The sequence below is a fragment of the Pseudomonas sp. NPDC089743 genome (genome assembly GCF_044748785.1).
Classification (GTDB): domain Bacteria; phylum Pseudomonadota; class Gammaproteobacteria; order Pseudomonadales; family Pseudomonadaceae; genus Aquipseudomonas; species Aquipseudomonas putida_X.
Map to the genome: position 1 here is coordinate 65515 of NZ_JBIVGS010000004.1, position 13181 is coordinate 78695.

The window sequence follows — 13181 nt, forward strand, 5'->3', positions numbered from 1 at the left end:
TCGCACTTCAAGCGGTCCTGGACTGTCCCTGAGGCGAACCGGTCTCATTCTTGTTCATGCTGACCCTTTCGCACTCAACCCTTCCCCTCATTGCTCATCCGTTCAAGCCATCGCGCCACTGGCCGCCCTCATTTTCGCATCGAGGTGGTCGGCCAATCTGAGGGCGAATTGCAACAGCGGCATCGTCGGGTTCGAGGCGCCGCCCGTAGCAAAAATGCTGCTGCCCGCTACATAGAGGTTTTCACTGCCGAACACCTTGCAGTCGGCGTCGACCACGCCGAACTCGGGGGATGCCGCCATGCGTGTCGTGCCCATGTGATGGGCATGGGGCGACAGTTTCAAGGGCAGTTCGGTGTCATAGACGTAATCGTTGAGCTTGATAAAGCCGAGCCCCGCCTGGGCGAACTGCTTGGCCAGTTCAGCGCCGATGCACTTGATGGTATGCCTGTCGGTGGCACTGAGCACCCAATTGACATTGACCTTGGCAACGCCCAGCTCGTCTTTTTCGTCGAGCAGCGATAGGCGGCTTTGCGCATCCGGAAACTGCTCGATCATCGTGGTCAGCACGCCATCGCCGGGGCAGCTGAACTTGGCGACGAACTCGATCTTGCTGGCCAGCCCCATCTGACACGCCAGGTTTTCCAGAAAGTATTTGACCTCAGCCGTTCTACCGTAGGTCTGCACATCGGCCAGTACCGTAGCAGAGACATTGCCCTTGCCGGCCTGGTACTCAGCGACGAATGCATCGGTGGTGTAATACTGGCGTTGCTCGGTGCCCACGCCATCTTTGAGAATGAAGGTGCCCAGGTCGATGTTCAGGTGTTCCATCAGGCAACGTCCGGTCAGGCCTTCTTTTTTCACCACGCCCGCCTTCACAAGCGAAGCGCTGTTGAGCAATTGCCTGGCGTTCTCGATCGCCCCCATCGCCAAGACGAACTGATTGGCCACGACACGCTCGCGCTGTTTGTCGTAATCGCACACTACCGCTGCCTGCAACTGCCCTGAGGCCTGATCGAATTCGAGGTCGACACAGTTGCAGTTGATGAACACTTCCAGCCCAGGCGTTTCTGTGAGCGCCGACGCATACTTTTGCGCGAACCGTGTTGGCGGGCTCAGCAGAAAACAATCAGCGTCGAATTCGCCCCCGTTCAGGCCAGTGTTCTCGGGTTTGAAATCAGCCCCGTGCGGCAAGTCGACGATCGCCATGGCCGCCGGCAGGTAGCGCTCGATCTGCGCATAATCGATCGGCCAGCCCGGAAGGCCCACCGGCGGTGCCACGGCAAAATCCGAAGCCGTGAACGGGCGGCAACGGCCTGCCCAATGATTGGAGGTGCCGCCCAGGTAACGCAGGCGCGTCTGTTCGGCATAAAGCTCAAGGCCGGTCGAGCTGCAGGCGTAGAGGTTCTGCGAGCGTGGTTCATACTCATGCCCTCCCCCTTCGAGCAGCGCCACGCTCCACCCCGCCTGCGCCAGTTGCAGGGCCAGGGTGATGCCGGCCGGGCCGGCACCGATGATGCACACGTCGTAGGCCTTGCGCAGGGTCTTCTCAGCCTGGAAGTCCTTGATCATGCTCGACTGTCCTTGAAGTATTCGCTAGGCAAGACCCACCCGTTGATCACGACGAACCCGCCTTTTTGCGCAGGCTCGCGCGCTACCCGGGCGCCAATACCGAAAACGGCTACGCCGGCCCCCAGCAATACCCCACTGCGAAGAAAGCCGCGACGACCCAATTGCCGACCAAGAAACTGTAGCTTCCCCATGATCACAAGACCTATGCCGTTGGTTTTATCTAGCCCGGTTTCTTATTGAGCAGCCTGCCGGGAAGGCTTCAGAGCCATTCGAAAAAGCGCGTGATCAGCAACCCACACGCTGCACCGACCGCCAACATCGGTAGCACTACCAGTTCACGCTTGAAACTCCAGATATTCAGCTTGGCATTGACATAGACAATCAGTACCAGCGTCGGGAAGGTATGCAGAGCGGCACCCCAAATGGCGTACTTCACTCCGCCCATGAACAGCAACAACGGTATCAGTGTCCACAACGAGACGAGCCGGATGATGTTGTCCATGGCCTGGTACTTGGTATGGCCCAAGGCAATCCACAACTGATGTGCCAAGGTATAGCGCAAGGTGAAGAACGACAGCGACAGAATAGCCAGCATTGGGCCTGCGCCGGCATAGCGATCATCGTACATCCAGCCGATCAGCAGTGGGCTGGCGGTCAGGAAGCCGCCACACAGGAACAGCATGACCAGATCGACCAGCAGCCTGAAGTGGAAGTAGAGTTTTTTCAGCCGCGCATGGTCACCTTCCCTGGCCGCCTCGCTGAAGGCCGGAAGCGCCACTGACGCAACCAGTTTGAGCAAGCCGGTCTGGATCGACCCCAGAATCAGCACGGCAATGGAATACACCCCAAGCTGCGCCACCGTCATCGTGCCGCCGAACCAGATGCGGTCGCCATACATCGCCAGCACCCCGACCATCGAAGACAGCAGTATCCAGCGGCCGAACACGATCAGTTCGGTCAGCGCTGCACGGTCCCATTGCAGCCGGTTCTGCGGGCCTTGCAAGGCGAAGTGGCCCAGCAGCGTGCCAACCAGTGCCGAGGCCAGCCCGGCGATCACCAGAGACCAGATGGACCGGGTGAAATACCCGATGACCAGCATCGTGATCAACCCGACGACCTGCGAGGCGAGTTCTATCAGCACCACGCGCTTTTGCTGGAAGGCGCGTACCGCGACGTCTATCTTGGTGGACTGGAACCCCCAAATGATCGCTGAAATGCCGGTCACCGCCAGCACCAGCGGTAGCTCTGGGGCAGCGTAGGTGGAATGCGCCGGCCACAGATCGGCCACTTGCGCCCACCAGGCGCCGAGGGCCAACAGCAGCGTCAGCGTGAACAGCGTGAAGCCGCGCACGATCTGCACCGTCCAGGCGGTGTTGAGGAACAAGGGGTCGTCGCCGCGGTGGCTTTGAATGATGTTCTGCCGCAGGCCGACATCGGACAGCAGGTGCAACAGCACAGAAACGGTCGTGGCAATGACCATGACCCCGAACATTTCCGGCAGCAGTATCCGCGCCATGATCAGGTTGCCGCCCAGGCGCAGCACCTGCGAGGCCACCAGCGAGACCAGGTTCCATGCGCCTGCGCCCATGGCACGCTTGCGCAGACTGGCAGGTGCTTGCACATCAATCGACGGCATGAGTTGAATCTCTGACTGAATGGCTAGAAGTCACTATAGTTTCAATTAGCCATGATGCTAGTGCCCATCCACCCAGGGACAGGTGAACTCTCCCATGCCCGAACATTTACGTGCGCTGATCGTCATTTTGTTCCTGGCTTGCGTGGTGTTCTTTCTCGCGCGCAGCCCGGCGACGGACCTGATTGCCGAGGGCGATTTCAAGCGCCGCCGCAACCTGTGGTTCGCCTTGACACTGGTGGCCTTCTTCGCGCACAGCTACTGGATCTACACCGCCGTTGCCGCCGTCATCCTGCTCACGGCCAGGCGCCGGGAGCGCAACCCCATGGCGCTGTTCTTCCTGTTGCTGTTCGTCATCCCGCCCGCTTCGAAAGAAGTGCCCGGGTTTGGCGTGGTCAACTACCTGATCGAGCTGAACCATCAACGCATCCTGACCCTGTGCGTGTTGCTTCCCGCCGCACTGGTGCTGAGCAAGCAGAGCGGCACGCTGCGTTTCGGCCGCCTGTGGGCCGACAAGCTGCTGGCCGCCAGCCTGTTGCTGATGGGGCTGCTGTACCTGCGCGAGACCACGATTACCGATACCCTGCGCCAGGCGGTGTACCTGTATGTCGACGTGTTCCTGCCCTACTACGTCGCCAGCCGCGGGCTGAGAGAGCTCAGCGACTTCAAGGACGCGATGCTGGCCTTTGTCATTGCGGCAATGGTCCTGTCGCTGCTGGCGGTGGCTGAGTACGCCCGCCACTGGCTGCTGTACAACGCCCTGCTCGACGCCTTGGGTGTGGAATGGAGCATGAAGGGCTACCTGAGCCGGGGCGGTTCCTTGCGTGCCAGCGTCACCGCCGGCCAGGCCATTGCCCTGGGCTATGTGATTACGGTTGCGATTGGCCTGTTCCTGTTCGTGCAGGGCTTTGTGCGCAGCCAGTTGCAACGCAACCTTGGGGCCTTGCTGCTGGCCGCCGGCCTGTTTGCCCCCCTGTCTCGCGGCCCCTGGGTGGGCGCGGCAGTGATGATTGTCGTGTATATCGCCATGGGCAAGCGTGCGGTCACGCGCCTGTCCCTGCTCGCCCTGGCAGGGGTGCTGAGCATTCCAGTGCTGACCGTCGTGCCTGGCGGCGACAAGATCCTCGACCTGCTGCCGTTCATCGGCAGCGTGGACAATGAGAACATCACCTACCGCGAGCGTTTGCTCGACAATTCGTGGATCGTCATTCAGCGCTACCCGTTGTTTGGTTCGTTCGATTTCCGCAACACGCCGGAAATGCAATCGATGATCCAGGGCGAAGGCATCATCGACATCGTCAACACCTACATCGGCCTGGCACTGCGGATCGGCCTGGTTGGGCTGGGGCTGTTCGTAGGGTTCTTCGCCTGCGTGCTGATGGGCATCAACAAGAGCATGCGCACCTTCCCCGACAGGAATGATCCTTACCGTCAGCTCGGCCGGGTGCTGTTGGCGACATTGCTGGGCATTCTGGTAACCATTTTCACGGTCAGCAGCATCACGGTCATCCCGGTGGTGTACTGGTCGATTGCCGGACTCGGCATCGCCTACATCCAGATGGTACGCAGGCACGCTTTTGCCGATGCCGAACACCCAGCCAACGCCACCCTGCAACCGAGGTAGTTCAATGACCGGCACTTCATTCTGCCCCTTGGCCCGGGCAACGGCACTGGTTGGCCTGCTGATGCTGCCGCTGGCCGGCATGGCGTCGGACTGGGTTGTCAGTGTCGACGAACAGAACGGCCTGCCCACCCTGACGCGCGGCGGCGGCCCGGCCTTTGTCTCAAGCTTCGACTTCTGGGGCCCAGACTGGAGCTGGACGGGCTTCTACCCCACACTCAAGGTTCAGGGACCTTACCGCTACACCCTGACGGGGCGGAACAAGGACCTTGATTTCGACCTCAAGGCCGATATCCAGAAGGACCAGGAGCAAACCTTGACCTGGCACTTCGACCTGCAGGCACAGAGCAAGCAAGACGATGTCATGGGCGGTGGCATCGTCTGGCGCTTCGACCCCGCGCTGATCGCCGGGGACATGGGCGATCCGGTGCTGTTGCCCGGCAACCGTGGCTGGGCCTGGGGCAAGAACAGCGAAGGCCCGCACGTGGAAATGCGCTTCGATCCGCCGTTGGCCAAGGTCTATTTCGAGCGCGGCGACACCAGCCAGGTGCGAACCTTTTTCTACACCGACCCGATTCTGCCTGGCCGCCAACAGATCGAGGCGGCGCTGACCGTGACCGGGGACGTCGCCATCGGCCCCACGCCCAGCGAACGCTTCGGCCTGGCCGACCCCACGCAATGGCCGGACGACCAGCTGGACTGGCGCACGTCGCCGGTGGACCTTTCGTTTCTCAACGCAGGGGAAAAACCAGCCGGCAAGCGTGGTTTCGTCAAAGCTTCGGGTGAACGACTGGTGTTTGCCGACAACACTCCGGCGCGTTTCTGGGGCACCAACCTGTCGGCCTATGCGCTGTTCAAAACGCCGGACGATGAAATCAAGGCGCAGGCCAAGCGGCTGTCGGCACTGGGGTTCAACCTGGTACGGCTGCACCACCATGACTCGCCGTGGGTGAGCCCGAACATCTTCGGCGACCTCACGCAGATCAAGAACACCGAGCAACTGGACGCCGAATCGCTGAGGAAGATCGATTGGTGGATCAAATGCCTCAAGGACGAAGGCGTGTATGTCTGGCTCGACATGAACGTCTCGCGCATCCTGACCGCCAACGACAACATCTACGCCTTCGATGAGCTGCCCAAAGAGCAAGGCGTCGCTGGCGTGAAGGGCTATGCCTACGTCAACGTCACCATTGCCCAGGCCATGAAGCGCTTCGCCGAACGCTACATGACCCACGTCAACCGCTATACCGGGCTTGCCTACAAAGACGACCCGGCCATCGCGGCCATTTTGCTCACCAACGAAAACGACATCACCCAGCACTTTGGCAACGCACTGTTGCCGGACAAAGGCGTGCCCCGCCACAGCCGGCTGTACATGGACCAAGCCAAGGCGTTCGCCAGCCGCCAGGACCTGCCGGCGGACAAGACCTGGCGCGCCTGGGAGCACGGGCCCTCGAAGCTGTTCCTCAACGACCTGGAACACCGGGTCTTCGCCGACATGATCACTGACCTGCGCCACATCGGGGTCAAGGTCCCGATCTCCACCACCAGCACCTGGGGCGGCAACGGCTTGTCCTCGCTGCCGTCGCTGACCACCGGTGACGTGATCGATGCCCATGGCTATGGCGGCATCGGGCAGCTGGAGAAAAACCCGTTGACCAGCGATGGCTTGATCAACTGGCTCGGCGCCGCTCAGGTGGTGGGCCTGCCGATGACGGTCACTGAGTGGAACGCCGAACCCTTCCCGCTGCCTGATCGCCACTCGTTGCCGCTGTATGTGGCTGCCACGGCCAGCCACCAGGGCTGGGACGCCATCATGCAGTACGCCTACAGCCAGCAGGCCTTTTTCAGCCAGTGGCGCCGCGCTGACAACTGGAATGCCTACAACGACCCGGCGCTGATGGCTACCCTGCCTGCCGCCGCCCTGCTCTACCGCCGCGAGGACGTGCAGCTGGCGACAACCCGCTACGTCTTCGCACCCACTGCAGAGACCTTGTTCAACAGGGCGATCACCCCCACTACCTCGGTGCTGCTGCGCACCGCCATGGAAAAGGGCCAACTGCAGATCGCCATGCCCCAGACGGCGCAACTGCCGTGGCTGCAGGCCAGTACCATTCCCGCCGATGCGCAGGTACTGCACGACCCGGACCAGTCACTGCTCGATGCCAACGCCCGCGAGTCGGTCACCGACACCGGGCAACTGCGGCGCAACTGGCAACGGGGCGTGTACACCATCGACACGCCCTCGACCCAGGCCGCGACCGGCTGGCTGGGTGGCCAGGCCATGGACCTTGGCGACATCCAGCTGCAGCTGAAAACCGCGTATGCCAGCGTGGTGGTACAAAGCCTCGATACCAAGCCGTTGAATCAGTCGCGCAGCCTGCTGATTTCACTGGGTACCCGTGCCGTGCCCCGGCCCGACGACATGACCCCGTTTCACGTCGAGCCGCTCGAAGGCACCCTGAGCGTCAAGGCGCCAGCAGGCCTGAAACTCTACGGCCGCGCGCCCGACGGCCAGGAACAGGTGCTGGCGTCGAGCTACGAACAGGGGCGTTACATCATCCGTTTCAATGGCCGCAGCATGGCCAACTGGCTTTTCTTGAAATAGGGCATATCGCCATCTAGAGTCAATTCAGACCTGTATTCCAGGCATTCGACGCTGCTTCTGTTCCAGGAGGATTGGATGAAGTACTTGGTTGTCGGGGGTTCAGGCTACATCGGCTCACACATGGTCAAGCACCTGTTGGCCGCCGGGCATGAAGTGGTGGTAGCGGATACCGTGGCCACCGGCCCCGCTATCGAATGGGTCGAGCTGGATATCGCAGATACGCACGCGCTCGATGCCCTGTTCGACGACTGCCACTTCGATGCGGTTTTCCATTTTGCCTCGTTCATCCAGGTGGCCGAGTCGGTCAGCGACCCGTGCAAGTATTACCAGAACAACGTCGCTGCCACGCTGACCCTGCTCGATGCCATGGTGCGAGCGGGGATCGAGTACCTGGTGTTCTCCTCTACGGCAGCCGTTTACGGCGACCCACAGTACATCCCCATCGATGAGCAGCACCCCAAGGTGCCGATCAACCCCTACGGGCGCAGCAAGTGGATGGTGGAGCAGATCCTTCAGGACTTCGACCGCGCCTACGGATTGCGCTCGGTGTGCCTGCGTTACTTCAATGCGGCGGGCGCCGACCCGGAAGGTTTGCTGGGCGAATGCCACGAACCGGAAACCCACCTGATCCCGTTGATCCTGCAGGCGGCCTCTGGCCGGCGCGATGCGATCACGGTGTTCGGCCATGATTACGACACCCCCGACGGCAGCTGTATCCGTGATTACGTGCATGTGGCCGACCTGGCGTCGGCACACGCGCTGGCGGTGGATTACCTGTTGGCCGGTGGCGCAAGCACGGCGTTCAACCTGGGCAATGGGCTTGGGTTTTCCGTGCAGGAGGTGATCGACACCGCCCGGGTCGTGACCGGGCGGCAGATCAACGTGGTCGAGGCAGCCCGCCGCGATGGCGACCCGGCCAGGCTGGTGGCGGACGCTGCACGGGCCAGGGGGGTGCTGGGATGGCAACCACGCTTCGATTCACTGGAGCAGATCGTGCGGCACGCCTGGGAATGGGAGCTTCAATACCCCTGGCAATGAGGTGAGCGCAACAGCAAGCGCAAGCAAGGAGCAAGCCTCGTCAGCCAGCTCCTTGCTTCAGCAATCAAAGGCTCAGTAGTAAGGCCGCGGTTGCTCATCCGCCTTGTTCAATACCGCCCCGATCAGGTTCGCTGTCGCCAGATGATGCAGGCAATCTTCGATGTCCTTCTTGCTGTTCACCCCGTTGGCCACCACCAGCAGCACACAGTCGAACTTCGGCAAGACGGTCAATGCATCGTCGGAACTCAACAGCGGTGGCAGATCGAAAATGCAGATGCGCGAGTCGTAGCGGTCGCGCAGGTCGCTGATCAGGCTGTTGACCTTGGGCGATGACAACATCTCGGTGGACATCGGTATCGGTTCGCGCGTCGGCAACACCACGAACCGTGGCAAGGTCGGGTTGACCAGAACCTCTTCCAGCCAGGCCTCGCCTTTGAGGAGCTCGTTCAGCGCTTTGTCCATGGGCAGGCCAAGGCTACTGCCAACCCTGGGTCGGCGCAGGTCGAAGTCCACCAGCAATGCGGTCTTGGTGGTGTGGTGGGCGATACTCATGGCCAGGTTGACAGCCAGCACCGTCTTGCCCGCCTCGGGTGTCGGTGACGTGATCGCCAACGTCCGCCAGCCGTTTTCTTCCATGGCCTGCAACACTTGCGTGCGCAGCAGGTCGATGGCCCCGCTCATGTTCGAGTTCTTGTTGTAGGAGACGATCCGGTTGCGTTCCAGGTGCTCCGCCCGCAGCGGCACCACCTTGGTCTGCACGTAGTCGAATTGCCCCAAGGCTTCGGGCTGCTGCGGCACGAGCGGCGCCTTTGGCGTTTCAGCGGGAGAGGGAGAAACCTGATGAATGTTCTTTCCGATAGCCGGCGTAATTCTGTCCATCGCTGCGCTTCCCTATTCAAACCGAGCCATAGCTTTAAACAGCAAGAGGTCCAGTGGCATGTAGAACACATGGACGACCACCATCAGCATAGCAATCAGTAACAACCCGGCGATGGCCAGCAGCACCCGCCACTTGCGGCGCCTGGCTACATCGGCCTGGGTGGAGATGTACGGCACGGCCACCAGCACGCGCTTGCCCAGCACGCTTTCCAGGGCACCGACACCGCGGATACGCTGGTTGAGCATTTCCAACAGCATCACCAGCCCGCCACCCACTGCCGGCGCCAACACCAGGCCCAATGCGACAATTTTCTTGCGGTTGGGCTTGACCGGTTTTTCCGGCATCAATGGCGGCTCCAGCAGCACGAAGCGCTCGGCCTTGTTTTCCTGCTCCAGGCTCTCGGTGATCTTCGCGCCCATTTCCTTGTTGCGGATTTCCTCATACTTCTTGCGCGCGTTGTCATGGTCACGCATCAGCGTGACCAAGCCGCGCTCCACCTGCGGAGCCTCGAGAATATCGGCCTCATAGCCTTCCATCTTGGCCGTCAGCTGCCGTTTCTGTTCAGCAAGCGATGCGATGCGCGACTGAGTAGCCGCCATTTTGGTGCGTACCCTGGCAGCATCGAGATTCATGGCCGCCGCAGCGGCGATCCCCTTCTCGCCCGACGCCTTGAGCAGGTCGATCTTGCGTTTGACGGCCACCACATCGGGGTGCGCCGGGGTGTACCTGGTCAACAGCCGGGCATACTCGGCCTTGAGGCTGGCCAGGTCCTGGGGTTGGTCCGCCGCGGCAGGCCTGCCGCCAGCCGCCTGCGCGGGCACCCCCGCATTGGCAGCCGCCAGTTCCAGTTCCAGGTAACGCAGCTCTTCCTGGGCGGCCTTGTAGTCACGATCGACCTCGCGGAACTCCAGCTCCGAGCGCGACAACATGCTCATGCGCAACTGCTGGTTCTCAGGCAAGGCATTGGCGTGCGCCTGCTTGAAATCCGCCAGCTTGTTTTCGAGCGCAGCCAACTCGGCGCCCAGCTTGTTCGCCTCTTGGGTAAGGAATTCGGTGGTCTCGGTTGCCCGTTCGGTGCGCTGCTTCATGTTTTCGTTGAGAAACAGCGTCACCAGTTCGTCGGCCACTTCCTTGGCAACGTCAGGACGCTTGTCCTCGTACGAAACCGTGAACGCGACCGTCGCCTCGCCACGGCCTTTGACATAGGTACTGAGCGTGGCCACGGCGATGGCGCTGCGCATCTGCTCGATCTTGTCGGTTTCACTGAAGCGCCTGCCCTTGTCGGCGAACAGGTTGTACTTGTCGATGATCTTCAGCAGGTTTTCGCGGGTCATGACGCGCTGACGAATGACCTCGATACGCTCATCGGCAAAGCTGTTGTTGTTGGCCGAGACCAGCTCCGGGGAAATCTGCTGCGACTCCACCAGGATGGTGCCGGTCGACTGGTAAAGGGGCGGCACCGTGACGGCCACCCCGATGGTTGCCGCAATCACGACCACGATGCTCACCCCCAGCAACAAGGCGCGGTCCTTGATGATGGCGATGTAATCTTTAAGGGAAAGCTCGTAGTCCGATTTCATGGTGGCCACCCGTGCGAGAGTCAGATGTCGGGATATCTGTACGTCAACGTCAATCCGGCAATGGTCGCGTCAGCATCGGGCAAGCCGTCTTGCTGGCGCTGCTTGTACATCAACGAAAAACGCAGGTCCCAGGCCGGTGAGAATGCGCGGCTGGCCCACACGCCATAGGTTTGCAAGGTGTTTGGCGACACCCCTTTGCTGTCCTGCCAGGAGGCATCCACACCTACGCGGTCGACCTCGGTGACCAGGTAGCTCCAGCTGCCGCGCACCATGTCGAGCTCGGCAAAGCCGCCCTCGGCGTTGGCTACGGTGCTGCGCTCAGCGCTGAAGCTGGCGTCGGCACGTTCACCCCGGTAGAACAGCGACATGCCACCTTCACCACGGCGCCCGCCGCCAGACCCCGTGGTCTTGTTGACGCCGACATGCACCTCGCCTTCGAACCGTTCGGAAAAACGGTGCCTGACGCCGATGTTCGGGCTGTAGCTGTTGGAAGACACTGCGGTGGTATCGTCCTGCGGCTCATAACGCCTGGCGTCGAAACCGGTGATGATGTCGGTGCGCTCGTTCCAGGCGTAGGTCCACGTGGATGTGTTGTACAGCTCGTCGTAACCGGTCAGCGAACTGATGTCATAACGGGCATGCGAATAGGTAAGGACGTTGGCCAGCGTACTGCGCGCGGTGACCGCACTGCTCCAGTTGCCCTCGAGCGTGGACATCTTCTGCGTGCCGTCGGTGGTGACCACACCGGTGTCCTGCACCGCACCGGACAGCGTGGAGCTTTCCTCATAACGCGCCAGCAAACCGAAGCCTCCGGTCTGGGTTTCGCGCTGCCACCCCAGGCTCAACTTGGGGTCTTCTCGGTCATCGACGATCGACCGGTCGGATGAGCGCAGCACGTTGACACCCAGGCCCAGACGCAACTGGTCGCGGTCGAACTGACCGATCAGGCTGTAGTCGGGCGCAATGATGGTACGCGTCACACCTTCCTCCTCGGACGTCAGGAGCAATGGGTTGCTGTCGTACTCGACAGACGTGGGCACCACGACTGAAGACTGCCAAATGGCGGCGTGAACCACCCCAGACAACGGCAACATCATCATTGCCGTTGCAATATGCGTTGGTCTAAAAATAGGCACTAGAGGTTCTTATATATTGGAAGAGTCAAGGTACGACCAGCGTATCGCCAGCCTGAAGTTGGAAGTTGGTGGACATGTCGCGCCCAGAAACCAGATCCTTGTAGCGCACCGGCAATACCTTTTGTGAGGGGCCGCTGCCGCGGATGACCTTGATGGCACTTTCGTCGGCGAATTTGTCCATTCCACCCGACATGCTCAGCGCCTGAAGCACCGCCGTAGGGCCTGCCATGGGCACCGGCCCTGGCTTGATGACTTTGCCTTGCACATACACAAGATTGCCCGCCGTGCCAGTGACGACGACGCTTACGTTGGGATCGGCCAGGTAGGGTTTCAGGCCGGCGGTGACCTTGGCGGCAACCGCCGTGACGTCCAGGCCGGCCACATCGATGCGGCCAGCCAGCGGGAAGGTGATGCTGCCATCGGGCAGTACGACGGTTTCCTGGCGAAGGGTGTCCTCCTGCCAGACCGAAATCAGCACGCGGTCACCGGGGCTGAGCAGATACGCCGAATTGCCTTGATCAGCAACACTGCTGCCGGACCAAGCCACCAATACGCAGAAGATGGAAATCAGCAAACGCGCCATCAGGGATCCCTCCGGCCTTACGGCCCAGGTTCAAGAGCACTGAATGAGAACGACACAAAACCTCTCGCTCCACTTCGCAGCCGTTATCGCGCTGCGACGGCCTCAAGCATCCAGGAGGCCCTGTTACCGCAATGCCGCTTCGCCTGCCACTGCCAATTTGCGCCTGGGGCGTCAGCTACTGGAATATAGCAACAGCTGTAAAATTGACAAGCGACTGATTCCGTATTTGACCTAAACATCCGTTATCTAGCGTCAATTCACTGGCACCACGGATAAGTACTTCGTATTTGTAATAACAACGTCCTCAAATTTTCTTTCTGTTGGCAACTGCGACAAACCCGATTACTGCAAAGGCGAACACCCAGCCTGCCGTCGACAGGGGAACAATGTTTGTCTGGCTCATATAAGAGTCAGCCGCCCGTGCCGCCCCACTCAATAACACCAACAAAAAGATGGATTTGATGAACAGTGTTGAGCGCATGGTCCCCTCCTACGAAGAGGAAAATTTATTATGGTTTTTTGGCGGAGGAATG

Annotated in this window: 10 protein-coding genes; 3 read left to right on the plus strand and 7 right to left on the minus strand. The window is 60.9% G+C overall.

The window, feature by feature from the left end:
* Positions 1-102: 102 nt before the first annotated feature.
* Together ACIPZC_RS09565 and ACIPZC_RS09570 are read right to left on the minus strand one after the other, a co-directional pair.
* Entirely contained in the window at positions 103-1569 is a 1467-nt protein-coding gene (locus ACIPZC_RS09565) for an FAD-dependent oxidoreductase (protein WP_400626453.1), read from the minus strand.
* Positions 1570-1828: 259 nt separating this feature from the next.
* A complete protein-coding gene (locus ACIPZC_RS09570; protein WP_400626455.1) occupies positions 1829-3205 on the minus strand; it encodes an oligosaccharide flippase family protein in 1377 nt (458 codons plus the stop codon).
* A 94-nt stretch (positions 3206-3299) separates the two neighbouring features.
* Between ACIPZC_RS09570 and ACIPZC_RS09575 the strand changes: the two genes are divergently transcribed.
* From ACIPZC_RS09575 to galE, 3 genes are all read left to right on the plus strand, one after another.
* Positions 3300-4826 (plus strand): O-antigen ligase family protein, encoded by a 1527-nt coding sequence (locus tag ACIPZC_RS09575; RefSeq protein ID WP_400626457.1) that lies wholly within the window; start codon positions 3300-3302, stop codon positions 4824-4826.
* Between the two features lie 4 nt (positions 4827-4830).
* Complete coding sequence (locus ACIPZC_RS09580) at positions 4831-7431, plus strand: glycosyl hydrolase family 5 (protein ID WP_400626459.1); 2601 nt, start codon at positions 4831-4833, stop codon at positions 7429-7431.
* Between the two features lie 75 nt (positions 7432-7506).
* Positions 7507-8469 (plus strand): UDP-glucose 4-epimerase GalE, encoded by a 963-nt coding sequence (gene galE, locus ACIPZC_RS09585; protein WP_400626461.1) that lies wholly within the window; start codon positions 7507-7509, stop codon positions 8467-8469.
* A 72-nt stretch (positions 8470-8541) separates the two neighbouring features.
* Here galE and ACIPZC_RS09590 read toward each other — a convergent pair whose 3' ends face one another.
* The 5 genes from ACIPZC_RS09590 to eppA all read right to left on the minus strand — a co-directional run bounded on the left by ACIPZC_RS09590 (position 8542) and on the right by eppA (position 13129).
* Positions 8542-9348 carry a CpsD/CapB family tyrosine-protein kinase gene (locus ACIPZC_RS09590; protein ID WP_241803674.1) on the minus strand — a complete coding sequence of 269 codons (807 nt, stop codon included), beginning with the start codon at positions 9346-9348 and terminating at the stop codon, positions 8542-8544.
* A gap of 12 nt (positions 9349-9360) precedes the next feature.
* Complete coding sequence (locus tag ACIPZC_RS09595; protein ID WP_400626463.1) at positions 9361-10929, minus strand: GumC family protein; 1569 nt, start codon at positions 10927-10929, stop codon at positions 9361-9363.
* A gap of 20 nt (positions 10930-10949) precedes the next feature.
* Positions 10950-12065, minus strand: coding sequence for a hypothetical protein (locus ACIPZC_RS09600; RefSeq protein WP_400626465.1), 1116 nt, complete (start codon positions 12063-12065; stop codon positions 10950-10952).
* Between the two features lie 25 nt (positions 12066-12090).
* Positions 12091-12648 carry a polysaccharide biosynthesis/export family protein gene (locus tag ACIPZC_RS09605; protein WP_241803679.1) on the minus strand — a complete coding sequence of 186 codons (558 nt, stop codon included), beginning with the start codon at positions 12646-12648 and terminating at the stop codon, positions 12091-12093.
* A gap of 304 nt (positions 12649-12952) precedes the next feature.
* Positions 12953-13129, minus strand: coding sequence for an EPS-associated small membrane protein EppA (eppA, locus tag ACIPZC_RS09610; RefSeq protein WP_241803681.1), 177 nt, complete (start codon positions 13127-13129; stop codon positions 12953-12955).
* Positions 13130-13181 lie beyond the last annotated feature (52 nt).

What these genes read in the sequence shown, in the direction of transcription:
- ACIPZC_RS09570 (WP_400626455.1), bottom strand. Translation starts at nt 3,205, where the DNA reads ATGCCGTCGATTGATGTGCAAGCACCTGCCAGTCTGCGCAAGCGTGCC.
- ACIPZC_RS09580 (WP_400626459.1), top strand. Translation starts at nt 4,831, where the DNA reads ATGACCGGCACTTCATTCTGCCCCTTGGCCCGGGCAACGGCACTGGTT.
- eppA (WP_241803681.1), bottom strand. Translation starts at nt 13,129, where the DNA reads ATGCGCTCAACACTGTTCATCAAATCCATCTTTTTGTTGGTGTTATTG.
- ACIPZC_RS09595 (WP_400626463.1), bottom strand. Translation starts at nt 10,929, where the DNA reads ATGAAATCGGACTACGAGCTTTCCCTTAAAGATTACATCGCCATCATC.
- ACIPZC_RS09575 (WP_400626457.1), top strand. Translation starts at nt 3,300, where the DNA reads ATGCCCGAACATTTACGTGCGCTGATCGTCATTTTGTTCCTGGCTTGC.
- ACIPZC_RS09605 (WP_241803679.1), bottom strand. Translation starts at nt 12,648, where the DNA reads ATGGCGCGTTTGCTGATTTCCATCTTCTGCGTATTGGTGGCTTGGTCC.
- ACIPZC_RS09590 (WP_241803674.1), bottom strand. Translation starts at nt 9,348, where the DNA reads ATGGACAGAATTACGCCGGCTATCGGAAAGAACATTCATCAGGTTTCT.
- galE (WP_400626461.1), top strand. Translation starts at nt 7,507, where the DNA reads ATGAAGTACTTGGTTGTCGGGGGTTCAGGCTACATCGGCTCACACATG.
- ACIPZC_RS09565 (WP_400626453.1), bottom strand. Translation starts at nt 1,569, where the DNA reads ATGATCAAGGACTTCCAGGCTGAGAAGACCCTGCGCAAGGCCTACGAC.